At 73.3% G+C, this 25,116-nt stretch carries 26 protein-coding genes and 1 pseudogene; 20 read left to right on the forward strand and 7 right to left on the reverse strand.

What is annotated here, in order from left to right; genetic code table 11:
* Positions 1-28: 28 nt before the first annotated feature.
* The 13 genes and pseudogenes from cpaB to IE219_RS06395 all read left to right on the forward strand — a co-directional run bounded on the left by cpaB (position 29) and on the right by IE219_RS06395 (position 10,708).
* On the forward strand, positions 29-742 hold the full coding sequence (gene cpaB / locus IE219_RS06340) for a Flp pilus assembly protein CpaB (protein ID WP_189975560.1): 714 nt from the start codon (positions 29-31) through the stop codon (positions 740-742).
* Between the two features lie 9 nt (positions 743-751).
* On the forward strand, positions 752-2,011 hold the full coding sequence (locus tag IE219_RS06345; RefSeq protein WP_189975561.1) for a CpaE/TadZ family protein: 1,260 nt from the start codon (positions 752-754) through the stop codon (positions 2,009-2,011).
* Between the two features lie 3 nt (positions 2,012-2,014).
* On the forward strand, positions 2,015-2,395 hold the full coding sequence (locus tag IE219_RS06350) for a TadE/TadG family type IV pilus assembly protein (protein ID WP_189975562.1): 381 nt from the start codon (positions 2,015-2,017) through the stop codon (positions 2,393-2,395).
* Positions 2,396-2,742: 347 nt separating this feature from the next.
* Positions 2,743-3,276, forward strand: coding sequence for a TadE/TadG family type IV pilus assembly protein (locus IE219_RS06355; protein WP_189975563.1), 534 nt, complete (start codon positions 2,743-2,745; stop codon positions 3,274-3,276).
* Positions 3,273-4,625 carry a TadA family conjugal transfer-associated ATPase gene (locus IE219_RS06360; RefSeq protein WP_189975564.1) on the forward strand — a complete coding sequence of 451 codons (1,353 nt, stop codon included), beginning with the start codon at positions 3,273-3,275 and terminating at the stop codon, positions 4,623-4,625. The genes IE219_RS06355 and IE219_RS06360 overlap by 4 nt, the downstream gene beginning before the upstream one ends.
* 9 nt (positions 4,626-4,634) lie before the next feature.
* Positions 4,635-5,576 (forward strand): type II secretion system F family protein, encoded by a 942-nt coding sequence (locus IE219_RS06365; RefSeq protein ID WP_189975565.1) that lies wholly within the window; start codon positions 4,635-4,637, stop codon positions 5,574-5,576.
* Positions 5,577-5,595: 19 nt separating this feature from the next.
* Positions 5,596-6,486, forward strand: coding sequence for a DUF5936 domain-containing protein (locus tag IE219_RS06370; protein ID WP_189975566.1), 891 nt, complete (start codon positions 5,596-5,598; stop codon positions 6,484-6,486).
* Positions 6,487-6,688: 202 nt separating this feature from the next.
* Complete coding sequence (locus tag IE219_RS31580) at positions 6,689-6,889, forward strand: Flp family type IVb pilin (RefSeq protein ID WP_229849626.1); 201 nt, start codon at positions 6,689-6,691, stop codon at positions 6,887-6,889.
* Positions 6,890-6,924: 35 nt separating this feature from the next.
* Positions 6,925-7,563: pseudogene (locus IE219_RS31585) on the forward strand (pilus assembly protein TadG-related protein); the annotation flags it as partial.
* Between the two features lie 14 nt (positions 7,564-7,577).
* A complete protein-coding gene (locus IE219_RS06380; RefSeq protein ID WP_189975568.1) occupies positions 7,578-8,150 on the forward strand; it encodes a hypothetical protein in 573 nt (190 codons plus the stop codon).
* A gap of 9 nt (positions 8,151-8,159) precedes the next feature.
* A complete protein-coding gene (locus tag IE219_RS06385; protein ID WP_189975569.1) occupies positions 8,160-8,783 on the forward strand; it encodes an OmpA family protein in 624 nt (207 codons plus the stop codon).
* 244 nt (positions 8,784-9,027) lie between these two features.
* Complete coding sequence (locus IE219_RS06390) at positions 9,028-9,522, forward strand: cyclic nucleotide-binding domain-containing protein (RefSeq protein WP_229849628.1); 495 nt, start codon at positions 9,028-9,030, stop codon at positions 9,520-9,522.
* 79 nt (positions 9,523-9,601) lie between these two features.
* Positions 9,602-10,708, forward strand: coding sequence for a putative hexosyltransferase (locus IE219_RS06395; RefSeq protein WP_189975570.1), 1,107 nt, complete (start codon positions 9,602-9,604; stop codon positions 10,706-10,708).
* Here the strand turns inward: IE219_RS06395 and IE219_RS06400 are convergent.
* Entirely contained in the window at positions 10,680-11,051 is a 372-nt protein-coding gene (locus tag IE219_RS06400; protein WP_189975571.1) for a DUF192 domain-containing protein, read from the reverse strand. The two genes, IE219_RS06395 and IE219_RS06400, sit on opposite strands and share 29 nt — an antisense overlap.
* 29 nt (positions 11,052-11,080) lie before the next feature.
* On the opposite strand from IE219_RS06400, the gene IE219_RS06405 reads away from it, so the two are divergent.
* Positions 11,081-11,815: a prepilin peptidase gene (locus IE219_RS06405; protein WP_189975572.1), complete on the forward strand. Its 735-nt coding sequence runs from the start codon at positions 11,081-11,083 to the stop codon at positions 11,813-11,815.
* A gap of 347 nt (positions 11,816-12,162) precedes the next feature.
* Here IE219_RS06405 and mgrA read toward each other — a convergent pair whose 3' ends face one another.
* A complete protein-coding gene (gene mgrA, locus IE219_RS06410) occupies positions 12,163-13,200 on the reverse strand; it encodes an L-glyceraldehyde 3-phosphate reductase (RefSeq protein ID WP_189975573.1) in 1,038 nt (345 codons plus the stop codon).
* Positions 13,201-13,328: 128 nt separating this feature from the next.
* Between mgrA and IE219_RS06415 the strand changes: the two genes are divergently transcribed.
* From IE219_RS06415 to IE219_RS06435, 5 genes are all read left to right on the forward strand, one after another.
* Positions 13,329-14,090, forward strand: coding sequence for an isoprenyl transferase (locus tag IE219_RS06415; protein WP_189975574.1), 762 nt, complete (start codon positions 13,329-13,331; stop codon positions 14,088-14,090).
* Between the two features lie 397 nt (positions 14,091-14,487).
* Positions 14,488-15,813: an RNA 5'-3' helicase PhoH2 gene (gene phoH2 / locus IE219_RS06420; protein ID WP_189975575.1), complete on the forward strand. Its 1,326-nt coding sequence runs from the start codon at positions 14,488-14,490 to the stop codon at positions 15,811-15,813.
* Positions 15,814-16,226: 413 nt separating this feature from the next.
* Positions 16,227-16,949 (forward strand): aggregation-promoting factor C-terminal-like domain-containing protein, encoded by a 723-nt coding sequence (locus IE219_RS06425; protein ID WP_189975576.1) that lies wholly within the window; start codon positions 16,227-16,229, stop codon positions 16,947-16,949.
* 143 nt (positions 16,950-17,092) lie between these two features.
* A complete protein-coding gene (locus tag IE219_RS06430) occupies positions 17,093-18,466 on the forward strand; it encodes an AI-2E family transporter (protein WP_189975577.1) in 1,374 nt (457 codons plus the stop codon).
* Positions 18,463-19,155, forward strand: coding sequence for a hypothetical protein (locus tag IE219_RS06435; RefSeq protein WP_189975578.1), 693 nt, complete (start codon positions 18,463-18,465; stop codon positions 19,153-19,155). Before IE219_RS06430 ends, IE219_RS06435 begins: the two co-directional genes overlap by 4 nt.
* Positions 19,156-19,214: 59 nt before the next feature.
* On the opposite strand, the gene IE219_RS06440 is transcribed toward IE219_RS06435, so the two are convergent.
* Together IE219_RS06440 and IE219_RS06445 are read right to left on the reverse strand one after the other, a co-directional pair.
* On the reverse strand, positions 19,215-19,748 hold the full coding sequence (locus tag IE219_RS06440; RefSeq protein WP_189975579.1) for an alkyl hydroperoxide reductase: 534 nt from the start codon (positions 19,746-19,748) through the stop codon (positions 19,215-19,217).
* Between the two features lie 2 nt (positions 19,749-19,750).
* Entirely contained in the window at positions 19,751-20,305 is a 555-nt protein-coding gene (locus IE219_RS06445; protein ID WP_189975580.1) for a peroxiredoxin, read from the reverse strand.
* A gap of 133 nt (positions 20,306-20,438) precedes the next feature.
* Between IE219_RS06445 and IE219_RS06450 the strand changes: the two genes are divergently transcribed.
* Positions 20,439-21,413 carry a hydrogen peroxide-inducible genes activator gene (locus IE219_RS06450; RefSeq protein WP_189975581.1) on the forward strand — a complete coding sequence of 325 codons (975 nt, stop codon included), beginning with the start codon at positions 20,439-20,441 and terminating at the stop codon, positions 21,411-21,413.
* 76 nt (positions 21,414-21,489) lie between these two features.
* Here IE219_RS06450 and IE219_RS06455 read toward each other — a convergent pair whose 3' ends face one another.
* Genes IE219_RS06455 through IE219_RS06465 form a run of 3 tightly spaced genes read right to left on the reverse strand, consistent with a single transcriptional unit; the run spans position 21,490 to position 25,042 of the window.
* Positions 21,490-23,841 carry an FtsX-like permease family protein gene (locus IE219_RS06455; protein ID WP_189975582.1) on the reverse strand — a complete coding sequence of 784 codons (2,352 nt, stop codon included), beginning with the start codon at positions 23,839-23,841 and terminating at the stop codon, positions 21,490-21,492.
* Entirely contained in the window at positions 23,838-24,521 is a 684-nt protein-coding gene (locus IE219_RS06460; protein ID WP_189975583.1) for an ABC transporter ATP-binding protein, read from the reverse strand. Before IE219_RS06460 ends, IE219_RS06455 begins: the two co-directional genes overlap by 4 nt.
* Positions 24,518-25,042 (reverse strand): PadR family transcriptional regulator, encoded by a 525-nt coding sequence (locus tag IE219_RS06465; RefSeq protein ID WP_189975584.1) that lies wholly within the window; start codon positions 25,040-25,042, stop codon positions 24,518-24,520. Before IE219_RS06465 ends, IE219_RS06460 begins: the two co-directional genes overlap by 4 nt.
* Positions 25,043-25,116 lie beyond the last annotated feature (74 nt).

Below are 25,116 nucleotides of genomic sequence, written 5' to 3' on the forward strand. Positions count from 1 at the left end.
CCCCGTCTCCGATCGAGGTAGTACGGCCATGAACTCCCGCCAGCGCCGCGGCGTCGTCCTGCTGCTGCTCTCCGTCCTGTGCGCGCTCGGCGCCTTCGCCGGCGTCCTCGCGGTCATCAGCGACGTGAACTCCAAGGTCGGACCGGAGACCACCGCCTACCGCGTCACCAAGGACGTGGAGCCGTACGCGCCGCTGCGCGCCGACCAGTTCGAGAAGATCAGCATGCCGAAGCGGTGGCTCCCCGAGACCGCCGTCACCGACCTCTCCCGCATCGAGGGCCGGATCGCCGTCACCCGGCTGCGCCCCGGCTCCCTCCTCCAGAGCGACATGATCGTCCAGCGGCCCGCGCTCAAGCCCGGCGAGCAGGAGATCGCCATCATGATCGACGCGGCCACCGGCGTCGCCGGAAAGATCAACGCCGGCGCCACCGTCAACATCTACGCCACCTTCGCCGGCGACAAGAAGGGCGAGCCCGGCCAGTCCCGGCTCCTCGTCGCCGGCGCCCGCGTCATCGACGTCGGCAAGCTCACCGCCATCGACGCCCGCAGCGACCGCGTCGACCGCGCCACCGAAGCCGTCCCCATCACCTTCGCGCTCTCCGCGAAGGACACCCAGCGCGTCGCCTACGCCGAGTCCTTCGCCGAGCACGTACGCCTCGCCCTCGTCGCCCCCACCGCCGCCGGCGCCCCCCCGGCCCCCGCCCCCGGCGACCGCACCTACACGCTCGACAAGGACAAGTGAGGCCCGGCCATGCCCACCAGGATCCTGCCGGCCGTCGGCGACCCCGACGCGGCCCGGGCCGTCACCGCCCTCCTCGGCCGGCTCCCCGACACCGAGACCGCCCCGCCCGTCCCCGACTCCGCGCAGCTCGTCGACACCCTCCACCGGCTCGCCGCCGAATCCCTCGACGCGCTTCCCGAGGTCGTCCTCGTCCACGAGCGGATCGGTCCGGTCCCCGCCCTCGACCTGGTCCGCGAGGTCGCCCTCCGCTTCCCCGCCGTCGGCGTCGTCCTCGCCACCGCCGACGCCGGGCCCGGCCTCCTCGCCGCCGCCATGGACGCCGGCGCCCGCGGCCTGGTCTCCCTGCCGCTCGTCCCCGACGAGCTCGCCGGCCGGGTGCAGGCCGCCGCCCAGTGGTCCGCGGGCGTCCGCCGCCACCTCGGCGGCGGCACGGCCGAACTCCTCGCGGGACCCGGCGGCACCGTCGTCACGGTCAGCGGCGCCAAGGGCGGTGTCGGCACCACCCTCACCGCCGTCCACCTCGCCCTCGCCGCCCGCGCCTCCGGCCGCACCGCCGCCCTCGTCGACCTCGACCTCCAGAGCGGCGACGTCGCCTCCTACCTCGACGTCCAGTTCCGCCGCTCCGCCGCCGACCTCGCCGCCATCACCGACATCTCGCCCCGTGTCCTCCAGGACGCCCTCTACGTCCACGAGACCGGCCTCTCGCTCCTCCTCGCCCCCGCCGAGGGCGAGCGCGGCGAGGAGGTCACCGACCGGGCCGCCCGCCAGATCCTCGCCGCCCTGCGCGGCCGGCACGACGTCGTCGTCGTCGACTGCGGCGCCCGCCTCGACAGTGCCAACGCCGCTGCCGTCGAGACCGCCGACACCGCGCTCCTCGTCACCACCCCCGACGTCCTCGCCGTCCGCGCCGCCAAGCGGACCGTGCGGATGTGGGAACGGCTCCAGGTCCGCAAGGCGGAGAGCATCGTCACCGTCGTCAACCGCCACTCCCGCGCCACCGAGATCCAGCCGCCCCTCATCCAGAAGATCACCGGCACCCGGATCGCGGGCGTCACCGTCCCCGCCGCCTACAAGGAGCTCCAGGCCGTCGTCGACGCCGGCCGCCTCCACGAACTCGACGCCCGCTCCACCGTCAAGCAGGCCCTGTGGACGCTCGCCGGCGAACTCGGCCTCGCCGGCGCCGCCGCGCCCGCCGCCCCCGGCAAACAGCTCGCCCGTACCGGCGACCGGGGCTCCCTCGGCCTGCGCCGCCGCACCGGGGGCCGCTGAGCCATGGCGACGGGGCGGGAGGAGTCCGCGCGGGGGCGCGGCGACCGGGGCCAGACGGCGGTGGAGTTCACCGGCATGGTCCCCGTCATCCTGCTCACCCTCGCCCTGCTCTGGCAGATCGTCCTCGTCGGCTACACGTACACGCTCGCGGCCAACGCCGCCGACGAGTCCGCCCGCGCCGCCGCCGTCGACGGCGACTGCGGCGCCGCCGCCCGCCGCCACCTCGGCGGGGCCTGGACCGCCGAGTCCGTGACCTGCGGCCCCGACGGCGGCATGGCCACCGCCGTCGTCACGGTCCGCGTCCCCGTCCTGATCCCCGGCCTGGGCGGCCTCTTCCCGGTGACGGGCGAAGCGGGCGCGGTCTACGAGGGGAGCGAACGATGAGCACGGCACCCGCCGGAACTCGCACCGACCCCCCGCGCCCGAGCGAACACGTCCCGGACGGCACCGCCGACACGACCCCCGGGGCCGCCGCCCTCGGCACGGACCCGCACGGGTGTACGGGCGCGTGCGTCGGTACGGGCCTGCGCCCGGAGACGAGCCCTGGGGATGTCGTCGTGACCGCGGGCGCGTGCGCCGGTACGGGGCTGCGCCCGGGGGCGGGTCCCGGGGGCGCCGCCGTGGGTACGGGTCCCGGTGGCGGTGCCGTCGGGGCGGGCCTGTGCTCGGGTATGGGCCTTGGTGGGGGTGGTGGTCGCCCTGTGTCCGGGGAGGCGGGGGGCGGTGTGCGGATGGTGGGCGGTGCGGGGGGTACGGGCGGTGTGCCGCCGGGCGGGGCGGGGGCGTCGGGCGGTGGGGCTCGGAGCCGTACGGCATCGGAAAGAAGGGTCGGCGCGGGCCGGCGGGCGGACGGCGGCGGGTGCGACCGGCGGGGCCGGGGCGCGGGCCGGGGCGCGGGCCGGGATCGGGGGCAGGCGGCCGTCGAGTACCTCGGGTTCCTGCCGCTGCTGCTGATCGTCGGGCTCGCCGGGCTCCAGCTCGGGCTGGCCGCCTACGCCGCGCAGCAGGCGGGGACGGCCGCGCGGGCGGCGGCGCGGGCCGGGACCAGCGACGCCGAGGACGCGCCGAGCCCCGAGGCGGCGGCCGCCGCGGCCGTCTCCGACTGGGTCCGGCCGAGGATCGAACGCGGCGGCGGGGGCGGCGAGTTCACCGTCACCGTGACCGTCGACATCCCCCGCGTCATCCCCTTCTGGTCCTTCGACCCCGTGTCGCGGACCGCCACCATGCCACTGCCCCGGGACCCGGAGGGGGACGACCTGCCATGAGCCTGCGCGCCCGCATGCACCACGCCGACGACCCCCGCGCCCCGGGCCCCGGGAGCGCCCGGGAGGACGGCCACCTCGTCGCGTCCTTCCGCGCCAAACTCCTGGAGGAGATCGACCTCACCGAGATGTCCGCGCTCGCCGCCGCCGAGCGCCGGGCCCGCCTCGAACGCGTCCTCGGCCACATCATCAGCCGCGAGGGCCCGGTCCTCTCCACCGCCGAACGCGACCGCCTCATCCGCCGCGTCGTCGACGAGGCCCTCGGCCTCGGCGTCCTCGAACCGCTCCTCGAAGACGCCTCCATCACCGAGATCATGGTCAACGGCCCCGACCAGATCTACATCGAGCGGGCCGGCCGGGTCGAACTCCTCCCGCTCCGCTTCGCCTCCCACGACCAGCTGATGCAGACCATCGAGCGGATCGTCTCCACCGTCAACCGCCGCGTCGACGAGTCCAACCCGATGGTCGACGCCCGCCTCCCCACCGGCGAACGCGTCAACGTGATCATCCCGCCGCTCTCCCTCACCGGCGCCACCCTCACCATCCGCCGCTTCCCCCGCGCCTACACCCTCCACGAGATGATCGGCCTCGGCTCCCTCGACGAACAGCTCCTGCTGCTCCTCTCCGGCCTGGTCCAGGCGAAGTTCAACATCATCGTCTCCGGCGCCACCGGCACCGGGAAGACCACCCTCCTCAACGCCCTCTCCGGCCTCGTCCCCGACGGCGAGCGGATCATCACCATCGAGGACTCGGCCGAACTCCAGCTCCAGCAGTCCCACGTCATCCGCCTCGAAGCCCGCCCGCCGAACATCGAGGGCCGCGGCCAGGTCACCATCCGCGACCTCGTCCGCAACTCCCTGCGCATGCGCCCCGACCGGATCATCGTCGGCGAGGTCCGCGGCGGCGAGACCCTCGACATGCTCCAGGCCATGTCCACCGGCCACGACGGCTCCCTCGCCACCGTCCACGCCAACTCCGCCGAGGACGCCCTCATGCGGCTCCAGACCCTCGCCTCCATGTCGGAGGTGAAGGTCCCCTTCGAGGCCCTGCGCGACCAGATCAACAGCGCCGTCGACGTCCTCGTCCAGCTCACCCGGCACCCCGACGGCACCCGCCGCGTCACCGAGGTCGCCGTCCTCGCCTCGCACGGCCGCGAACGCTTCCTCCTCGCCACCCTCTGCCACTTCCGGGCCGAACCGCTCGCCGCCGACGGCCGGGTGCACGGGCACTTCGTCCACCACCCCCTCCCGCGCCGGGTCGCCGAACGCCTCTACATGGCCGGCCAGCCCGTGCCGCCCGCCTTCGGCGTCGCCGCCGACGACACCCACCTCGCCACCCGGGAAGCGACGTAGGAGCGCCCGATGACCGACCCCTTCTGGCTGACGGCCGGCGCGGCGCTGCTCGCCTGCGTCCTCGGCGTCACCGGCGTCCAGGCGTACGCGAACGGCGCCCGCCGCCACGCGGCCCTCGTCGCCCGCCTCGACGACACCGCGCCCCCCGAGGCCACCGGCCGCCGCCGGCGCCGCTTCCCGGCCCTCGACCGGCGGGTCCGCGCCACCCGCCCCGGGCGCGCCCTCGAACGCCGCATCGCCGCCACCGGACTCGACGTCACCCCCGGCGAGTTCACCGTCGGCCTCGCCGTCGCCGTCGCCGTCCTGTGGACGATCGGCCAGGCGGCCCTCTCGCCGTTCTTCGGCCCGATCTGCGGCCTGCTCGGCGCGTGGGTCGCGCTCGGCTACCTCAACTGGCAGCGGCAGAAGCGCATCGAGCGCTTCATCGGCCAGCTCCCCGAACTCTCCCGCATCCTCGCCAACGCCACCCAGGCCGGACTCGCCCTGCGCATGGCGATCAGCCTCGCCGCCGACGAGATGGAGTCCCCGGCCGCCGACGAACTGGAGAAGGTCTCCCAGCAACTCGCCGTCGGCACCCCCCTCGACGACGCGCTCGGCGAACTCGCCGACCGGCTCCCCTCCCGCGAACTCGTCGTCCTCGTCACCACCCTCGTCCTCGCCAACAAGGCGGGCGGCACCGTCGTCTCCTCCCTGCGCAACCTCACCGAGACGCTGGAGCAGCGCAAGGAGACCCGGCGGGAGGTCCGCACCCAGCTCTCCCAGGTCAGCATGACGGCGTACGCGGTCCCCGTCATCGGCTTCGGCTCCCTCCTGCTGATCGACAACCTCCAGCCCGGCGCCCTCGACCGCATGACCGGCTCGCCGCTCGGACAGGGCGCGGTCGTCGTCGCCTGCGCCCTGTACGTCCTCGGCTTCGCCGCCATCCGCCGCTTCTCGAAGATCGACGTCTAGACGGATGGAGCCGGACCGGATGCTCGCCCTCGCCCTCGCCCTCCTCGCCGGCCTCGCGGTGGCCGGCCTCGCCCACGGGCTGCGCCTCTACCGCGCCGACGCCCGCCTCCCCGACGACCTCCGGCTCGCCCTGGAGGTCGGCGCCACCCGCACCGGCGCCGTCGACTCGGCCGTCGACCGGCTCGGCATGCGCTGGTCGCCGGCGGTCCTGCGCTGGATGGGCCCCAAGCGCGTCGGCGCGGTCCGCCGCCGCATCGACCTCGCCGGAAACCCCGGCGGCCTCACCATCGACCGGTACGGGGCGCGGCGGGCCGTCTACGGCTTCCTCGGCGGCCTCGGCGGCCTCCTCATGCTCACCAAGGGCTCGTACGTCACCGCCGCCCTCCTCTTCGCCTTCGGCGCCTTCTGGACCGAGGTCGGCATCTGGTCCGCGGTCCGCATCCGCAAGGACCAGATCGAACGCACCCTCCCCGACTTCCTCGACGTCCTCGCCGTCGTCGTCTCCGCCGGCCTCGGCTTCCGCCAGGCCCTCGAACGCGTCGCCGACAAGTACTCCGGCCCCTGGTCCGACGAACTCCGCATCACCCTGCGGCAGATGGACATGGGCGTCAGCCGCCGCCAGGCCTTCGACGAACTCCGCCGCCGCAACGACTCCGAACAGGTCGCCCAGTTCGTCACCGCCCTCCAGCAGGGCGAGGAGCTCGGCGCCCCCATCGTCGACACCCTCATCCAGATCGCCGAGGACATGCGCCGCACCGACGCCCAACTGGCCCGCCGCAAGGCCGCCAAGGCCGTCCCCAAGGCCACCATGGTCATCACCACCCTGATGGTCCCCGCCACCATGATCCTCCTCGGCGCGGGCCTCTTCCTGGGCACGGGGACGGACCTGGGCTCGATCACGGGGGAGTGACGGACCATGAGCGGTGAGTCCCCCTCCGCCTCCTCACTTCTCCCAACTCCCCACGAAAACCCCTCGAAAGCCCGTAGCCTGCCAGAGCACGAGGTTCCCTCGATGACCCGATCTGACGAACGACCCCAGGGACCCTGTGCACCACAGGGACCACGGGCGTACCGTGCGATCGCGCAAGCGTCTGACCGCGGAGGGGACCACGATGAACGACGCGCTGCTGAAGACCCTGGCCCGGGCCAGAACCCACCTGACGTCCCGAGGGGACCGGGGACAGACGGCGGTGGAGTACCTGGGGATCATCGTGGTGGTGGTGGCGATCGTCATCGCGATCAGCGGTACCGGCATCGGTACGTCGATCCTGAACGCGATCCGGACGAAGATCGCGGAGATCACGGGCGGCTAACGGGCGGCCCGGCCGACCGGGGCCAGGCGTTCCCCGCCTACGTGGCGGTGATCGGAGCCCTGCTCTTCCTGGGCCTCGTGTTCTTCGTCGTGGGACGGGCCGGGATCGTCCGGGGCGGGGCCCAGACCGCCGCCGACGCGGCGGCGCTCGCCGCCGCCCAGAGCGTCAGGGATCAGCTACGGGAGGGGTGGTTCGAAGTGATCGACGATCCGGCCCAGTGGCAGCGGTTCGTCGACGGCCGGGCGTTCGTCGACACCGCCCTGGCCTGCCGGAACGCCGACGGCTTCGCCGGCAGCAATGCCGCGGTGGTCGACACGTGCGCGCCGTCGGGCCTCGGCTTCCGGGTCACCGTGCACACCGAGGCGACGGTGGGGAGATCGATCGTCCCCGGTACGGAATCCCGCCGGGGGACGGCCACCGCGACGGCCGTGATCGAGCCGCTCTGCTCCTTCGACGCGCCCGAACCCACGGAGGACCCCGAGCCCACCGGGGAGCCCGAGCCCACCGGAGAGCCGGGGCCGGGGACGCCCTCGCCTTCGCCCTCCCCGACGGAACCCGCGCCGATCCTGGGGCTGGTGTGCGACGGGGAGGCATGGGAGATCGACCCCGAGAAGCCGGTCCTGCCCGCCGCCGGCGACCTCTTCCACGTCCGACTGACCGGCGACGACGAGTAAAGGAAGCGTTCTTCATGCATGCCTATGTGAGAGGGGGGTTCATCGCCTTCGCGGTGGCCGCCTCCTTGACCGTCGCCGGATGCGGCGCGGACGCCGAACCGAAGCAGGCGAAGCCGGGCGCGACGTCACAGCCCCAGCAGCAGCCGAAGCAGCCGTCCGAGTCGGCGGGGGAGGACACCGAGGCCCCGGCCGAGACCCTCGCCGTGGCGCAGGGGGCGAAGGGCGTGGAACTCCGCATCGAATCCGCCGAGCGCGACGCGGGAGGCTTCCTCACGATCAAGGGGCGGATCTCGAACGCCTCGGGCGCCACCGTCGTCCTGCCCGCCGAGATCCGGGGCGACGAGACGGAGGTCGTGAAGCACGGCATGTCCCTGGGAGGAGCGACACTCCTCGACGCCGTCGGAAAGAAGCGCTACTACGTCCTGAGGGACACGGACGGCCGCCCGCTCACCACCTCGGGACTCGACACGCTCGGTGCCGGCAAGTCCACCGCCGTTTTCATGCAGTTCCCCGCTCCCCCCGCCACCACCACCGAAGTCTCCTTCCAGCTCCCCACCTTCGAACCCGCCACCCTGAAGCTCTCCTGAGGCGACGCCATGACGACGACAGGACGACGCGGACTGGCCGTTCTCGCGGTCGCGGTGATGGCCGTCTGGCCCCTCGGGGCGGGAAGCGCCCATGCCGACGACCCGCCGGGCAGCACCTCCTCCTCCCCGCCCCCCGCCATCGACTCGAACGCTCCCGGCCTGATGCTCCCGGACGGGGCCACGCTCGCGCCCGCCAAGGTGCTGGACATCAAGCAGATCGTGGAGGAGGAGGGCGGTGAGCAGCGGCGGGAGGACACGAACGTGGACGTGACGTTCGCGCTCCAGGCCGAGGTGCTGTTCCCGAAGAACAGCGCGCAGCTCAGCCCCGCCGCCACCGCCCGCATCCTCGCCATCGCCGCCGAGGTCCGCGAGCAGGGCTCCGGGCGGGTCCGGGTCTTCGGCTTCACCGACGACCTGGGGACGTACGCGCACGGTCTGAAGCTCTCCAAGGACCGCGCCACCGCCGTCCAGCGCGTGCTCGCGCGCGAGCTGGACCCGGGGACCGCGTACGACATCCGCGGCTACAGCGAGGACTACCCGATCGCCGACAACAGCACCGAGGAGGGCCGGAAGAAGAACCGCCGCGTGGAGATCTCCTTCCCCCGCACCGGCGCCTCCGCCCCCGCCCCCTGAGCCACGGGGGCGCGGGCCCGGCGGCCGGTCGCGAGCACCCGGGAGACGAGGAGCACCCCGTCCCCCGCGAGGGTCGCCGACTCGTACACACGACCGACGATCCACGGAAGGGGGACACTTCGCACCCCCTGTGGAAAACCAGCTGAAAGTTGTCCCCAGGAAAGCGCAAAAGTGTCGGGACGGGCATCGGGGGCAGGAGCATTCTGGACCGAAACACCACAACGTCCCCGGGGCAGGGCCGCCGATGCCGCAGATCATCCCTCAGACCACCACCGACCCGACGACCGCTCCCGATCCGACAGCCGCCGCCGACCCGGCGGGCATCGCCGCCACCATCGCCGCCGCCGTCGCCACGACGACGGCGACCGGCGCCGACCCGGCCGGTGTCCGGCTCGTCCACGACCTGGTCGGCCACGTGCCCTCCTTCGAGGACGCCTACGCGAGCCACGTCTTCCGGCAGGGCGAGGTCCTGCCGCACGTCTTCTTCTGGGACGTCGTCCAGGGCACGGTCCGCTCCTTCCTCGCCCGCGCCGACGCGCGGGAACCGGAGCCCGACTGGCGCCGCACCCTCGACTTCCTGGAGGAGCGGTGCGGGCGCGGCGACACCGTCGTCGACGAGGTGATCGTGACCTCCTTCCTGGGCGACCTGCCGTCCCCGCACGAGCCGGGCCACGGCATCGTCGGCCGGCTCGGCCCCGTCCTGGCCGCCCGGTTCGACCGCATGAGACCCACCGGCTGACGGCCTCGTCCGCACGGAAAGCCCGGGGCCGGACAGCCCCCGAGCCGCTCGTCTCCCCCCGCCTCGGATAATCGGGCGCATGCCCCCGCCGACCCGCCGCCGTGATCCGTACCTCCTCCTCGCCCTCGGCGGTTACGCCGCCACCCGGGTCCTCGGGCTCGTCGTGCTCGCCGTCGCCGCCGCCGCGAGCGGCAAGGACGGCTTCCACCGGCTGAGCGGACGCTGGGACTCCGTCTGGTACGTGCGGATCGCCGAGCACGGCTACGGCCGCCAGGTCGTCCTCCCGAACGGCGACATCCACTCCGACCTGGCGTTCTTCCCGCTCCTGCCCGCCCTGGAGCGCGCCCTTTCCGCCGTCCTCCCGCTCGACGCGGCCGGTGCCGGACTGCTCGTCTCCTGGACGGCGTCCCTCGCCGCCGCCTGGGGGATCTACCGGTGCGGCGCGCTCGCCGTCTCGCCGCGCGCCGGGGCGCTGCTGGCGGTGCTGTGGGGGGTGTACCCGACGGCGTTCGTGCAGTCGATGGCGTACACGGAGACCCTGTTCACCGCCTTCGCCGCCTGGTCCCTGTACGCGGTGCTGCGCGACCGCTGGATCCTCGCGGGCGCGCTCTGCGTCCTGGCGGGGCTCACCCGGCCCACCGCCGCCGCGCTGATCGCCGCCCTCGCCGTCACGGCCGCCGCCGCCCTCGTACGGGACCGGCGGCTGCCGCTCCGGACGCTCGCCGGGGTGCTGCTCGCGCCGCTCGGCTGGCTCGGTTACGTGGTGTACGTCGGCGTCCGCGAGTCGAGCGCCACCGCCTACTTCGACGTCCAGGCCGGCTGGGGCAACTCGATCGACGGCGGCGTCGCCCTCGCCCGCTTCATCGCCTCCCTGCCGTGGCCCGCCTCGCTCGGGCTCTGCGCGGCCCTCGCGCTGCTCGCCTGGCTGGTCGTGCTGTGCGTGCGGCAGCGCCTGCCGCTGCCGCTGCTCGTCTACACGGTCGGGGTCGTCGCGGTGTCCCTCGTCGGCGCCGCCTACTTCGGCTCCCGGCCGCGCCTGATGATGCCCGCCTTCGGCCTGCTGCTGCCGCCCGCCGCCGCGCTCGCCCGGCTCCGCCCCCGTACCACCGCCGTCGTCCTCGCGGTCCTCGCGGCGGCCTCCGCCGGCTACGGCGCCTTCACGCTCCTGGGGCCGGGTCCGCCGTGAGCACCACCCGCGCCCCGGCCCGCAGCCCCCATCCCGCCATCGCGCCCGCCTCCGCCTCCAGGACGTGCCGGGCGCGCGGCCGGAGCAGCCCGATCCGGCCGGGGCGCATGGTGACCACGGCGAGCACCCGCAGGTGCCGGTCCAGGTGGGCGACGTCGATCGGGAAGCGCATGCCGAGAGTGTGGACGCTGTTCGCCGGGGTGAGGAGCAGCGCCCCGTCGATCCCGTCGCGGCCGAGCAGCCCGCGCCGCCGCGCCCGGTAGGAGGCGGCGATCTCCAACGGGACCGCGACCCCCTCCGCCACCCCGAGCATGCCCGTCCCGTCCCGCCAACTCCGCCCCATGCAACCGACCTTAGCCCTAGGGTCGGTCCGTGCACGTCACGCTGATCGTCCTCGCCGCCCTCTGGGGCGCGGTCGCCGGGCTGCTGGTGCCGCGGGCCGCGTACCGGCTGTCCGTGCCGCCGGGGGAGCCCTGGCGCGCGCACTGTCCGGCGGGGCACGCGTTCGCCGGGCCGGGGCGCGGCTGGCTGGCCGGGCCCGGCCGGGCCGCGTGCGCGACGGCCCCGGCTCCGCTGCTCGCGCCGCTGGTGAGCGCCGCCGCCTGCGCCCTGTCGGCCGCCGCCGGCGGGCCGCGCCCGGAGCTGGCGGTGTGGCTGCTCGTGGTCCCCGTCGGCACCCTGCTGGCCTGGGTGGACGTCCGGGTGCGGCGGCTGCCGGACGGTCTGACGCTGCCGCTGGCCCTCGCCGTGCCGCTGCTGCTGGGCGCCGCCGCCCCGCTGCCGGGCGCGGCGGGCTCCTGGACCGGGGCGCTGCTGGGCTGGCTCGTCCTCGGCGGCGGCTATCTGCTGCTGCACCTGATCAGTCCCCGGGAGCTGGGCTTCGGCGACGTGAAGCTGGCCCTCCCGCTGGGCGCGGCCCTCGGCTGGTACGGCTGGGAGGTGCTCCTCGCCGGCGCCTTCCTCGGCTTCCTCCTCGGCGCCGTGTACGGCTTCGGCCGCGTCCTGCTGGGGCGCGCGAGCCGTTCCTCGGCGATCCCCTTCGGCCCCTTCATGCTGACCGGCGCGCTCCTGGGCCTGGTCCTGGGGGCGGCCGCCGGACCGGTTTGAACGCGGTGGGCGACGCCCCCGTCGCGGACCGCGACGAAAGGGGCCGTGCCCGGCCCGCCGTCAATGCGGGACGGTCCCCCGTCGGAGGGACGGAAGCCCGCCGCCACGCCGGGGCGCAAACCCGCCACCGGGGCCCGCAGCCCTTGTCCCGACTGGGCTCCGCGGATTTCTCCGGGCTTCTCGCGGCGCGGGTGGCACGCGGCACGAACAGGGAAGGGTTATGGTGGAACCCCCCCCTCGGGCCGGTCCGTATCCCCCCCCCACGGACCGGCCCGTTTTCTTTTCTCCGGGGGCCCGGGGAGCGGGACCGCTCCCACTCCCGGGCCGCCCGAGGCCCCCGCCGGGGCTCAGCCCCGGCCGGCCCAGATGTTGGTGCCCGCCGTGTCGACGGCGAAGGAGTCGATCTCCTCCAGCTCCTCCGCGGTGAGCGGCGCGGCGTCGAGGGCCGCCACGTTCTCCTCCAGCTGCGCCACGCTGGACGCCCCGATCAGCGCCGAGGTCATCCGCGGGTCCCGCAGCACCCAGGTGAGCGCGAGCTGGGCCAGCGACTGGCCGCGCCGCCCGGCGATGTCCGCGAGGCCGCGCAGCCGGCGCAGCACCTCGTCGGAGAGGAGGTTCGGGTCGAGGGACTTGCCCTGGGTGGCCCGGGAGCCCTCCGGGATGCCCTTCAGGTACTTGTTGGTGAGCAGCCCCTGCGCCAGCGGCACGAAGGAGATGCAGCCCATGCCGGCCGCCTCCAGGGTGTCCAGCAGCCCGTCGTCCTCGATCCAGCGGTTGATCATCGAGTACGAGGGCTGGTGGATGAGGGCCGGGACGCCCATCTCCTTCAGGATCCGCGCCGCCTCGGCGGTCTGCTCCGCGTTGTACGAGGAGACGCCGACGTACAGCGCCTTGCCCTGCCGGACCGCGGAGGCGAGCGCCCCCATGGTCTCCTCCAGCGGGGTCTCCGGGTCGAAGCGGTGCGAGTAGAAGATGTCGACGTGGTCGAGGCCCATCCGGTTCAGGGAGGCGTCGAGCGAGGACAGCAGGTACTTGCGGGAGCCCCACTCGCCGTAGGGGCCCGGGTGCATCTCGTAGCCGGCCTTGGTCGAGACGATCAGCTCGTCCCGGTGGGGCGCGAAGTCCTGCGCGAAGATCTTGCCGAAGTTCAGCTCGGCGGAGCCGGGCGGCGGGCCGTAGTTGTTCGCCAGGTCGAAGTGGGTGACGCCGAGGTCGAAGGCGCGGCGCAGGATCGCCCGCTGCGAGTCGAGGGCGCGGTCGTCGCCGAAGTTGTGCCAGAGGCCGAGGGAGACGGCCGGGAGCTTCAGGCCGCTGCGGCCCGAGCGCCGGTACTCCATGGAGTCGTATCGCTCCGCTGCGGCGCGGTAGTGCGGGGAATCAGTCACGTATCTCTGCTTATCACGGACTTGTGACACACCCGGACGGAGTTGTGACACTCCCGGGCTGGGACCCTTTCCCCGTGCGCAGTAATGTGGCCGCCTGCGGACCGCCGCCCATGGAGGGGTAAAGAACAGTGAACCTGCGCGACCTGGTGTACGGGCTCTACGCGCGCCGGGTGGAAGGCCGCCTCGACCACGCCCAGGTGCCCAAGCACATCGGGGTCATCCTCGACGGCAACCGCCGCTGGGCCAAGGCGTCCGGCGGGACCCCCGAGCAGGGACACAAGGCGGGCGCGGACAAGATCCAGGAGCTGCTCGGCTGGTGCGCCGAGACCGACGTCGAGGTCGTCACGCTCTGGATGCTCTCCACGGACAACCTGAGCCGCCCCGAGGCGCAGCTGGTCCCGCTGCTCTCGATCATCGAGGGCGCGGTGGAGGCGCTCGCCGCCGACGGCCGCTGGCGGGTGCACCACGTGGGCACCATGGACCTGCTGCCGGGCCGGACCCAGCGGGTCCTGAAGGAGGCGGAGGAGTCCACCCGGACCAACGCCGGGATACTCGTCAACGTCGCCGTGGGCTACGGCGGCCGGCAGGAGATCGCGGACGCGGTCCGCTCGCTGCTCCTGGACCACGCCGAGCGCGGCACCAGCTTCGAGGAGCTGGCCGAGACGGTCTCCATCGACCTCATCCAGGAGCACCTGTACACGCGCGGGCAGCCCGACCCTGACCTGGTGATCCGCACCAGCGGCGAGCAGCGGCTGTCCGGCTTCATGCTCTGGCAGAGCGCGCACTCCGAGTACTACTTCTGCGAGGTCCACTGGCCGGCCTTCCGCAAGGTCGACTTCCTGCGGGCGCTGCGCGACTACGCCGCCCGCCACCGCCGCTACGGCTCCTGATCTCCCGGAGACCCGCCTTCCCGGCCCCGTCGCGCCGCCGCGCACGGGGCCCCGCGGCGACCCCGGCGGCGGCCGCCGCCGGGCGGGCGCGCGGACCGGCGCACGCCGTCGCGGGGGCACCCGGGTCGGTCACCGGACGTTCACCGACACGCCCCCGTGCGACCTGGCATGACGGGGTGTCTTCGCGGGAATAAGCCTGGTGAAGTGAGCGGCACGGAGACCGCCACCCGGGAGGCCCCTTGCACCAGGACGACCGTGCGGGACACGTACGGGAGAAGCGGAGGGCCGGAGTTCGGCCCGCGCTCGGCGGTCCGTTCCCGGTCCCATTCCGCAGCGACACCGGTTCTTCCGTCGCACCCCGGCCTCATACGGGTCTTCAGAGGGGGTCTGTCCTTCCGTGGTGACCAGCCCGAAGCGCCGCCTTTCCGACCGGCGCACCTATGTACTCGACACCAGCGTCCTGCTCGCCGACCCCAAGGCGATGTCCCGCTTCGACGAGCACGAGGTCGTGCTCCCGATCGTCGTGGTGACCGAGCTGGAGGCGAAGCGGCACCACCCCGAACTCGGCTACTTCGCCCGCCAGGCGCTGCGCCTGCTGGACGACTTCCGGGTCCGGTACGGGCGCCTGGACGCCCCCCTCCCCATCGGGGACCTCGGCGGCACCCTGCGGGTCGAGCTCAACCACTCCGACCCCTCCGTCCTGCCCGCCGGTTACCGGCTGGGCGACAACGATTCCCGGATCCTCGCGGTCGCGCGCAACCTCCAGGCGGAGGGGTACGACGTCACGGTCGTCTCCAAGGACCTGCCGCTGCGCATCAAGGCGTCCTCGGTGGGCCTGCTGGCCGAGGAGTACCGGGCCGAGCTCGCCGTCACGGACGCCAACGGCTGGACCGGCATGTCCGAGCTGAGCCTCTCCGGCGAGCAGATCGACCTCCTCTACGAGCACGAGCGGCTGTACGTGCCGGAGGCGTCCGAGCTGCCCGTGCACACCGGCCTGGTGCTCCAGTCGGAGCGCGGCAAGGCGCTCGGCCGGATCGGCGCGGACGGGAACGTGCGGCTGGTCCGCGGCGACCGGGAGGCGTTCGGCCTCCGGGGCCGCAGCGCCGAGCAGCGGATCGCGCTCGACCTGCTCCTCGACCCCGAGGTCGGGATCATCTCGATGGGCGGCCGGGCCGGCACCGGCAAGTCGGCGCTCGCGCTCTGCGCGGGCCTGGAGGCCGTCCTGGAGCGCCGCCAGCACCAGAAGGTGATGGTCTTCCGTCCGCTGTACGCGGTCGGCGGCCAGGACCTGGGCTATCTGCCGGGCAGCGAGTCCGAGAAGATGAGCCCGTGGGCGCAGGCGGTCTTCGACACGCTCTCGGCGGTGGCCGGGCGCGAGGTGATCGAGGAGGTGCTGTCCCGGGGGATGCTGGAGGTCCTGCCGCTCACCCACATCCGGGGCCGCTCGCTGCACGACGCCTTCGTGATCGTGGACGAGGCCCAGTCCCTGGAGCGCAACGTCCTGCTGACCGTTCTGTCCCGTATCGGGGCGAATTCCCGGGTGGTGCTCACGCACGACGTGGCCCAGCGGGACAACCTGCGGGTGGGGCGGTACGACGGAGTCGTCGCCGTGGTCGAGAAGCTGAAGGGGCATCCGCTCTTCGCCCACGTCACCCTCACCCGTTCGGAGCGCTCGCCGATCGCCGCACTGGTGACCGAAATGCTGGAGGACGTCCGGCTCTGAGAGGTTTTCAGCGGGTGTGATGCCTCGTTCGCACCCTTTTGCCCCCCCCGGGGGAGTGAGCGCCGCCTGGTGAAGCGCAGGAGCTTAGCCGGGCGGCGCTCCGCTGTCCGCAACTTCCGGCGAAACGCCGGGGACTGCCGAAGTGTGAGCTTTCACACGCGGCATGGAATTGCCTTGCGGTGGCGGTGTCCGGCAAAGTCTTGCTTCCGTCAGGCCCCGCATACGGCACCCGTGCACCCTCGTTCACCCGAGGCCCGCACAACAGCACCGCACAACTCCACAACCGTCCGCCATATGCCGCCCACAGCACCACGGGCCCGCGTCTTCTGTGACCCGGTACGACGAAGACCAGCGCCAGGGGCACGATTTCGCCCGCGTGGTCACCGCTGCGGGCGATGCTGGAAGGAAACCGTGTGAGCCGGATCTCGGTCCGGGGATTCGCGGTGGCGTCAGCCACTGCGGTCACCACCGTCGGCGCCGTCGTCGGAGTTGCCACGGGCAACGCCGCCCAGGCCACCTCTGACGACAACTTCGAGGCCACCGCGGCCGACAACACGCTGCTCGCGGACATCCCCGCGGGCACGCAGGCCCAGGTACAGGTCGCCTCCCTCGCGGAGCAGGCCGACGTCCAGGCCGCCGCCGCGGACGCCACCGCCCGCAAGAGCGCCGAGGAGACGGCCCGTTACAAGGCCGCCCAGGACGCCCAGGCGAAGAAGAAGGCCGCCGACGAGCAGGCCGCCAAGGAGAAGAAGGAGCGCGAGGAGCGGGAGGCCCGTGAGAAGGCCGAGCGCGCCAGCCGCGACTCCGTCCGCGACGCCTCCAGCTTCGCCGCCCAGGGGTCGTACTCCATCGCCGAGGTCAAGGCGATCGCCCGGCAGATGATCCCGGCCTCGCAGTTCCAGTGCTTCAGCAACATCGTGGACCACGAGTCCGGCTGGAACTACCGCGCGACCAACCCGTCCTCCGGCGCCTACGGCCTTGTCCAGGCGCTGCCCGGCTCGAAGATGTCCTCGGCCGGCGCGGACTGGCAGAGCAACCCCGCGACGCAGATCAAGTGGGGCCTCAGCTACATGAACAACCGTTACAAGAGCCCCTGCGGCGCCTGGACGTTCTGGCAGGGCAACCGCTGGTACTAGGCCGCCCTCCGCTCAACCCCGGGAAGCCCCCCGCCGTCCTACGGTGAGGGGCTTCCTGCGTGTAGGTTGCGAAGGCCCACGGCGCCCGGGACCGGGGCGCCCGGGGGACGATCGGGGACCGAGCGGGGGGAAGAGGAAACGAGATGTCGAGACTGCCAGGGTGGCTGAACCGGATGGGCGAGGGCCTCAGCCGGGCCGGCGCGCGGCTGGACGCCCGCCGCGCCGCCGCCGAACGCGCCGCCGCCCCCGGCCAGGAGTCGTACGAACCGGTCGGCGCCCCCGCACCGGAGGCCGCCGCGGTGCCGGAGGCGGACGCGGCCCCCACCGTGCCCGCCCCGCCGTCCTACGCCCCCGACGTCCCCGCTCGCCCCGACCCGGTCTCCGCCATTCCCTGGGGCATGCGGGTCGCCGCCGAGGCGGGCTGGCGGCTGCTCGTCCTCGCCGGCACCGTCTGGGTGCTGATGCGGGTGATCAGCTCCGTCCAGCTCGTCGTCCTCGCCTTCGTCGCCGCCCTCCTCGTCACCGCCCTGCTCCAGCCGACGGTCGCGTGGCTGCGGTCCAAGGGCGTGCCGCGCGGCCTCGCCACCGCCCTCACCGCCATCTCCGGCTTCGTCGTGATGGGGCTCGTCGGCTGGTTCGTGGTCTGGCAGGTGATGGACAACATCGACAACCTGACCGACCGGGTCCGGGACGGCATCGAGGAGCTGAAGCGCTGGCTCCTCGACAGCCCCTTCCACGTGACCGAGCGGCAGATCAACGACATCGCCAAGAACCTCAGCGACACCATCGGCTCCAACGCCGAGCAGATCACCTCCGTCGGCCTCCAGGGCGTCACCGTCATCGTCGAGACCATGACCGGCATCCTGCTCGCCATGTTCTCCACCCTCTTCCTGCTCTACGACGGGAAGAAGGTCTGGGAGTGGACGCTCAAGCTGGTCCCGGCACAGGCCCGGCCCGGCGTCGCCGGCGCGGGCCCGCGCGCCTGGCGGACCCTCACCGCCTACGTCCGCGGCACCGTCCTCGTCGCCCTCATCGACGCCGTCTTCATCGGCCTCGGCCTCTACATCCTCGACGTGCCGATGGCGGTGCCGCTCGCCGTCTTCATCTTCCTCTTCGCCTTCATCCCGCTGGTCGGCGCCGTCATGTCCGGCGCCCTCGCGGTCCTCGTCGCCCTCGTCACCAACGGCGTCTTCACCGCGCTCATGGTGCTCGTCGTCGTCCTCGCCGTGCAGCAGATCGAGGGTCACGTCCTCCAGCCGTTCATCCTCGGCCGGGCCGTCCGCGTCCACCCGCTGGCCGTCGTCCTCGCCGTCGCCGCCGGCGGGCTGACCGCCGGCATCGGCGGCGCCGTCGTCGCCGTCCCGCTGGTCGCCGTCTCCAACACGGTCGTCGGCTACCTGCGGGCGTACAGCCACGAACCCGGGCTCCTCAGCACGCCCGAACCGCGCGGCGCGACCGCCTTCCGGGTCGCCCCCACCCCGGCGCCCGGCTCGCCGGAAGGGAAGGTCCAGAAGTGATATCCGAGCCCGAACTCGTCGGCGGCGCGGACTTCGACGGCCGCGAGGTCCTCACCGAGGCCGACCCGCCGCCGTCCGCACCGCGGGACCGGAGCCGCCGCCCCTGGGCGTGGGCCCTGGCCGGCGCGCTCGTCGCCTCGGCGCTGTGGGGCGGCGGACTGTACGGGTACGGGCGCTGGAGCGACGGCCGCGAGGAGGAGGCGGCGGACCTGGGCGGGTACGGGGTGGTGGAGAACCTGTGCGAGCGGGCCGGGCTGAAGGCCCTGGGGACCGTGCTCGGCAAGCGGAGCGGAGCCGGCAGCAGCCCGTCCCTCGACGAGCCCGCGCTCGCCCAGTCGTCCTGCTCGGTCACCTTCGGCGAGGGCGCCCGGGAGCAGGGCGTCGAGGTCGTCTACACCCTGCACAAGGTCACCGACCCCGGCCCCGAGTTCGGCGCGCTGGCGAAGCACTACGGCCCGGCGAAGTCGGTCGGCGGCGTCGGCGAGGAGGCGTACTTCGCGGACCACGGCGAGGACGGCGGGAGGATGTGGGTGCTCGACGGGCAGGCCGTCCTGGAGCTCTCCACCTACCACTCCTACTACGAGGACGAGAACGGCAAGGCTGTCGAGCAGGGCGTGCCCGACCTCTCCGGCATCGACGTCCCGATGACCCAGGACGCCCTGGCGCTCCTCGCCGAACTCCGGAAGTGAGCACGCGCGAGGGCCCCGGAGTCGGATGACTCCGGGGCCCTCGCGGGACGCTCCGTCGCCTACTCGGCGAGGACGGCCTCGGCGTCCAGGGTGACGCCGACCGCCTGGATCACGGCGGCGATCTTGAACGCCTCCTGGATCGTCTCGCGGTCCACGCCGGCCTGGCGCAGGACCTGCTCGTGCGAGTCCAGGCACTGGCCGCAGCCGTTGATCGCGGAGACGGCCAGCGACCACAGCTCGAAGTCGACCTTCTCGACGCCCGGCTTGCCGATGACGTTCATCCGCAGACCGGCGCGCATCGTCCCGTACTCGGGGTCCGACAGCAGGTGCCGGGTCCGGTAGAAGACGTTGTTCATCGCCATGATCGCGGCGGCGGACTTGGCCGCCTGGTACGCCTCGGGCTTCAGGTTCGCCTGGGCCTCGGGCTCCAGCTCCTTCAGCACCTTCGGCGAGCGCGAGGCGATCGCGCAGGCCAGCACGGTGCCCCACAGCTGCTGCTGCGGGAGCTCGCTGTTGCCGATGACCGAGCCGAGGTTCAGCTTCAGGTCCTTGGCGAAGTCCGGTATGGCGGCCTTCAGCTCATCGAGGGCCATGCTCACTCACCGGCCAGGAGCGCGCCGGCGTCGAGGGTGGACTCGCCCTTGTTCCAGTTGCAGGGGCACAGCTCGTCGGTCTGCAGGGCGTCCAGCACCCGCAGGACCTCCTTGGGGTTACGGCCCACGGAACCGGCCGTCACCATGGTGAACTGGATCTCGTTGTTCGGGTCCACGATGAAGACGGCGCGCTGCGCGAAGCCGTCCTCGCCCTGCACGCCGCAGTCGCGCATGAGCTCGTGCTTCGAGTCGGCCAGCATCGGGAAGGGCAGGTCACGCAGGTCGGCGTGGTCCTTGCGCCAGGCGTGGTGCACGAACTCGGAGTCGCCGGAGACGCCGAGGATCTGCGCGTCGCGGTCCGCGAACTCGTCGTTCAGCTTGCCGAAGGCGGCGATCTCGGTCGGGCAGACGAAGGTGAAGTCCTTCGGCCAGAAGAACACCACACGCCACTTGCCCTCGTAGGACTTGTGGTCGATCTGCTCGAACTCCTTGCCGCTCTCCAGCGACACACAGGCGGTCAGGTCGTACGTGGGGAACTGGTCACCGACAGTGAGCACGCGCTCTCCTTGCGAGACGGAAGGGTCCCTTTTGGGGGCTTCCATGAGGGGTTGGACTGATCACAGCATGGCACGCGGTGCATTGATCAGTGAAATAGCTAGAGTGGGTCGTGTTGATCGAAGGTGGTTATCAGTGGCATCCTCGTACGCCTCCCCGCACGCCCCCCAGCGGGCCAAGCAACCCAGCCTCTCCCAGCTCAGGGCCTTCTCGGCGGTCGCGGAGCATCTGCACTTCCGGGACGCGGCCGCCGCCATCGGGATGAGCCAGCCGGCGCTCTCGGGCGCGGTTTCGGCACTCGAAGAGGCACTCGGTGTCCAGCTCCTGGAGCGGACCACCCGCAAGGTGCTGCTCTCGCCCGCCGGGGAGCGGCTCGCGGTCCGCGCGCGGGCCGTCCTCGACGCCGTCGCCGAGCTGATGGACGAGGCCGAGGCCGCCCAGGCGCCCTTCACCGGGGTGCTGCGGCTCGGGGTCATCCCCACCGTCGCCCCCTACCTCCTCCCCGACGTGCTCCGGCTCGTCCACCGCCGCTACCCCGACCTCGACCTCCAGGTGCACGAGGAGCAGACCTCCTCCCTCCTGGAGGGGCTCGCCGCCGGGCGGCTGGACCTGCTGCTGCTCGCCGTCCCGCTCGGGGTCCCCGGCGTCACCGAGCTCCCGCTGTTCGACGAGGACTTCGTGCTGGTCGCCCCGCAGGGGCATCCGCTGGCCGGGCGGGACGACATCCCGCGCGAGGCCCTCAAGGAGCAGCGGCTGCTCCTCCTCGACGAGGGGCACTGCCTGCGCGACCAGGCCCTCGACATCTGCCGGGAGGCGGGCCGGTCGGACGGGCCCGAGGTCACCACCACCGCCGCCGGGCTGGCGACCCTGGTGCAGCTGGTGGCCGGCGGGCTGGGCGTGACGCTGCTGCCCCGTACCGCCGTCACCGTCGAGACCGCCCGCAACACCGCCCTGGGGACCGGCACCTTCGCCGGGCCCGCGCCGACCCGCCGGATCGCCCTCGCGATGCGGACCGGCGCGGCCCGGCAGGCCGAGTTCGAGCAGCTGGCGGCGGCGCTGCGGGAGCGGCTGGCCGAACTGCCCGTCCGGGTCGCGGAGCCGGGGGCGTGAGGAAGGGGGTGCGGGCTCCCGTCGCCGGGAACCCGCACCCCCTTCCCCGTACACCCTCGTACGTGCGATCGGCGGGTTACTCGGTGCGCAGGCCGTCCGCGCGCATCAGCCGCCAGAGCATCGGCAGGCTGAACAGGGTCACGACCGCGATGAGACCGAGGCCGATGCCGACGACCGGCAGGAAGGCCCACCAGTCCTGCGTCCCCTGGCCGGTCATGGCCAGCAGGGCCATGCCGAGCGCGAGGCCGCCGACGACCGACAGGGCCAGGCCGAGGAAGATCGGTACCGCCGTCTGCCAGAGCACCGACCAGCTCAGGGTGGTGCGGCGGGTGCCGAAGGCCACCAGGGAGGACAGCAGGCGCTTGCGGTCGCGCAGCTGCTCCAGGGTCGTGACCAGCAGGGACGCCGCGACCAGCAGCATCGTCAGGGTCGAGCCGACGTAGATGCCGGTGCGCACGCTGAGGAAGCGGCTGCTCTGCTCGGTGTCGCTCAGGCCGTTGACGACGGCGGTCGGGTCGATCGCCAGGGCGGCGTTGCGCACCAGCTCCGGGGCGTCCGCGGCGGCCGGGTCGAGCCCCACCATCAGCCGGGTGTCCGGGGAGTCCAGCAGCGTCACGTCGACCGAGGCCGGGGTGGCGAAGACACCGAGGCGGTACTGCCCGGACGGGTCCAGGCGGGCCTCCGCGGTCCGCGTCCCGGCGGGGACCCGCCAGCGGGGCATGGCGCCCTTGTGGACGGCGGGGTCGCGCAGCGCGACGTCGGCGCCCGGCCGCGCGACCCGCGTGATCAGGTCCGGGGACTGGAGGCCCTCGACGCCCTTCGGCGGGAGGACCATGAAGACGTCCCCGTCCGCGCAGGACGACAGCACGGCGTACTCGCGCAGCGAGGCGCAGTCGCCGACGGCGAACTGGGTGAGGGGGGCGAAGTCCTCGTCCTTGCGGACCGGCCCGTCCCGGTAGACGTACGACTCGGTGGTGGCGATCACGTGGGTGACGCCGTCCACGGCGCGCAGCCGCTCGACGGCCTGCCGGGCCTCGGCGCCGTCCTTGACCTTCAGCGTGGTCTGGATCTGCGCCCGGCTGCTGTCCTGGCCGGTGGGCGAGGTGAAGTCGTGCTCCATCGCCTGGAACAGCATCTGGAGCGCGATGGCCCCGGTGGCGGCGACGACGATGCCGCTCACGGCGCGGGCCGCGGTGCCGCTGGAGAGCTGGAGCCGGCGCACGGCGAGCTGCCAGGAGACCGGGCCGCCGCGCAGCCGCTTCACCGCCGCCTCGACCAGCCAGGGCAGCAGGCTGGTGAGGCCGACGAGGAAGAGGACGGTGCCGCCGCCGATGGTGACGGTGTCGATGGCCGTGTCGCCCATCTGGATGTCGCCGATGGTCGGCACCAGGAGCGCGGCGCCCGCGACGAGGAGCAGCAGCCGCCACCACACGCGGCGGCGGCCGGGGGTGGAGGAGCGGATCACGCCGAGCGGTTCGATCGCGACCCCGCGCAGGGCGAGGAGGGTGACGACGACCGAGGAGACCGGCACCACGGCGAGGACCAGCAGTGCGAGCGGCAGGTTGGGGACGACGTCGGCCGGATAGGCGTTGACGTCCCAGATCTGCACGGCCCCGGCGAACTGCCGGGCGACCAGGAAGAGGGCGGCGCCGGTGAGCAGGCCGAGGAGCGCGCCCGCCAGTGATTCGCCGGCCGCGATCCGCCGGGTGGTGGCGTTGTCCGCGCCGACCAGCCGGAGGGCGGCGAGCCGCCGGTCGCGCTGCTCGCCGCCGAAGCGGGCGGCGGTGGCGATGAAGACGAGGACCGGCAGCAGCAGGACGACGTACGCGATGACGACCAGGAGGATCAGGAAGGCGTTCATCGGTTCCTCGGGCACCGACCAGCCGTAGCGCACTCCGCGCCCCTCGGCGTTGTCGTCGGTGAGGAACGGGGCGTTCGCGACGTACCGCAGCTCGTTCGGTCCGATGAGCCCGGCCTCGCCGATGGTGCCGGCGTTCTTGTACGGGATGCGTTCCCTGAGGAGGGTGTTGCCGGGCGCGGCGAGCAGTTCGGCGAGGGCGGGGGAGACCAGCATCTCGCCCGCGGCCGGTACGCCGTCCGTGCCGGGCGGCACCGCGGGCTTCGCGTCCTCGGGCTTGAGCAGCAGGCCGGTGAAGGACGCGCCGCGGTAGGAGCTGCGCTGGGTGTAGTGGAGAAAGGTCCCGGGGCCCGGCTCCTCGACGGTCCGGCTGGCGTCGACCTCCCGGGACGAGTCCCGGACCTCCCGCTGGAAGAGCATGTTCGGCAGGGAGGAGGCGAGCAGCAGCAGGGCCGTGCCGAAGCCGACGCCGGCCGCGGTCAGGACGGTGCGGAGCAGTCCGGGGCGGCCGCCGGTGACGGCGAAGCGGGCGCCGAGCGTCAGGTCGCGGGCCCAGACGCGCAGGTTCATGCCGCCCACTCCGTGTCCCGGACGGAGCCGTCGCGGACGACGACCTCGCGGTCGGAGTAGGCGGCGACGCGGGCCTCGTGGGTGACGAGGACGACGGCGGCGCCGGTGTCCCGGGACGCCTCGGTGAACAGCTGCATGACCCGCTCGCCGTTGAGCGAGTCGAGGGCTCCGGTCGGCTCGTCCGCGAAGATCACGCGCGGGGCGGTGACGAGGGCGCGGGCGACGGCGACGCGCTGGCCCTGGCCGCCGGAGATCTCGCCGGGGCGCTTGGCGGCGACGGGGTCGACCTCCAGGCGGGCGAGCCATTCGAGGGCCCGGGCCTCGGCGGCCTTGCGCTTCTCGCCGTTGAGGCGGAGCGGCAGGGCGACGTTCTCGACGCAGGTCAGCTCGGGCACGAGCTGGCCGAACTGGAAGACGAAGCCGAAGTCGGTGCGGCGCAGGGCGCTGCGGGCGGTGTCGGAGAGGGCGGTGAGGTCGCGCCCGTCGTAGGTGAGGGTGCCCGAGTCGGGGCGGACGATGCCGGCGATGCAGTGCAGCAGGGTCGACTTGCCGGAGCCGGAGGGGCCCATGACGGCGACGACCTCGCCGGCCCGGATCGCGAAGTCGGCGTCGGACAGGGCCGGAGTGGGCCCGTACGCCTTGGTCAGTCCGACGGCCTTGAGGAGGGGGACGGTGGTCATCGGCGCACCTCCGCGGCGAGCGCGTCGAGGCGGGCGGCGGTGAGTTCCAGCCAGCGCAGGTCGGCTTCCAGGTGGAAGAGGGCGTGGTCGCAGATGAGCTGGTCGGCGAGGTCGCCGCCCTGCTTGCGGCGGGTGAGCTCGCGCATGAGGCGCAGGTGCTCGGAGCGCTGGGTGTCGAGCACCTCGGCGGCGCCGCGCTCGGTCAGCAGGGCGAGGACGACCTTGGTGTACAGGGTGGACTGGAGGTACGGCTCCGGCTTCTCGGGCGTCGCCAGCCACTGGGCGACGTCGGTGATGCCGGCGTCGGTGATGGCGTACCGCTTGCGTTCGGGGCCGCCGCCGGGCTCGATGCCGTCGACGACGACCAGCCCGTTCTTCAGGAGGCGGGACATCGTCGAGTAGACCTGGCCGTAGTGGAGGGGCCGGTCGTGACCGAACCGTTCGTCGAAGGCGCGCTTCAGGTCGTAGCCGTGGCGCGGTCCGCTCTCCAGGAGGCCGAGAAGGGTGTGACCGATGGACATGGACGTCACTGTACACGGCGTGTATACACACCCTGCATAGCTGCCCGGAGGGCGGTCGGACAGCGGTCGGGCGG

It is taken from the genome of Streptomyces termitum, from assembly GCF_014650175.1.
In the GTDB taxonomy this organism is placed as follows: Bacteria; Actinomycetota; Actinomycetes; order Streptomycetales; family Streptomycetaceae; genus Streptomyces; species Streptomyces termitum.

Bases quoted from the DNA above. Each gene is read 5' to 3' on its own strand.
- cpaB (WP_189975560.1), top strand. From the start codon at position 29: ATGAACTCCCGCCAGCGCCGCGGCGTCGTCCTGCTGCTGCTCTCCGTC.
- IE219_RS06385 (WP_189975569.1), top strand. From the start codon at position 8,160: ATGACGACGACAGGACGACGCGGACTGGCCGTTCTCGCGGTCGCGGTG.
- IE219_RS31580 (WP_229849626.1), top strand. From the start codon at position 6,689: ATGAACGACGCGCTGCTGAAGACCCTGGCCCGGGCCAGAACCCACCTG.
- IE219_RS06365 (WP_189975565.1), top strand. From the start codon at position 4,635: ATGACCGACCCCTTCTGGCTGACGGCCGGCGCGGCGCTGCTCGCCTGC.
- IE219_RS06355 (WP_189975563.1), top strand. From the start codon at position 2,743: ATGGTGGGCGGTGCGGGGGGTACGGGCGGTGTGCCGCCGGGCGGGGCG.
- IE219_RS06465 (WP_189975584.1), bottom strand. From the start codon at position 25,042: ATGTCCATCGGTCACACCCTTCTCGGCCTCCTGGAGAGCGGACCGCGC.
- IE219_RS06395 (WP_189975570.1), top strand. From the start codon at position 9,602: ATGCCCCCGCCGACCCGCCGCCGTGATCCGTACCTCCTCCTCGCCCTC.
- IE219_RS06430 (WP_189975577.1), top strand. From the start codon at position 17,093: ATGTCGAGACTGCCAGGGTGGCTGAACCGGATGGGCGAGGGCCTCAGC.
- IE219_RS06370 (WP_189975566.1), top strand. From the start codon at position 5,596: ATGCTCGCCCTCGCCCTCGCCCTCCTCGCCGGCCTCGCGGTGGCCGGC.
- IE219_RS06350 (WP_189975562.1), top strand. From the start codon at position 2,015: ATGGCGACGGGGCGGGAGGAGTCCGCGCGGGGGCGCGGCGACCGGGGC.
- IE219_RS06460 (WP_189975583.1), bottom strand. From the start codon at position 24,521: ATGACCACCGTCCCCCTCCTCAAGGCCGTCGGACTGACCAAGGCGTAC.
- IE219_RS06360 (WP_189975564.1), top strand. From the start codon at position 3,273: ATGAGCCTGCGCGCCCGCATGCACCACGCCGACGACCCCCGCGCCCCG.
- IE219_RS06440 (WP_189975579.1), bottom strand. From the start codon at position 19,748: ATGGCCCTCGATGAGCTGAAGGCCGCCATACCGGACTTCGCCAAGGAC.
- IE219_RS06400 (WP_189975571.1), bottom strand. From the start codon at position 11,051: ATGGGGCGGAGTTGGCGGGACGGGACGGGCATGCTCGGGGTGGCGGAG.
- IE219_RS06455 (WP_189975582.1), bottom strand. From the start codon at position 23,841: ATGAACCTGCGCGTCTGGGCCCGCGACCTGACGCTCGGCGCCCGCTTC.
- IE219_RS06345 (WP_189975561.1), top strand. From the start codon at position 752: ATGCCCACCAGGATCCTGCCGGCCGTCGGCGACCCCGACGCGGCCCGG.
- IE219_RS06380 (WP_189975568.1), top strand. From the start codon at position 7,578: ATGCATGCCTATGTGAGAGGGGGGTTCATCGCCTTCGCGGTGGCCGCC.
- IE219_RS06390 (WP_229849628.1), top strand. From the start codon at position 9,028: ATGCCGCAGATCATCCCTCAGACCACCACCGACCCGACGACCGCTCCC.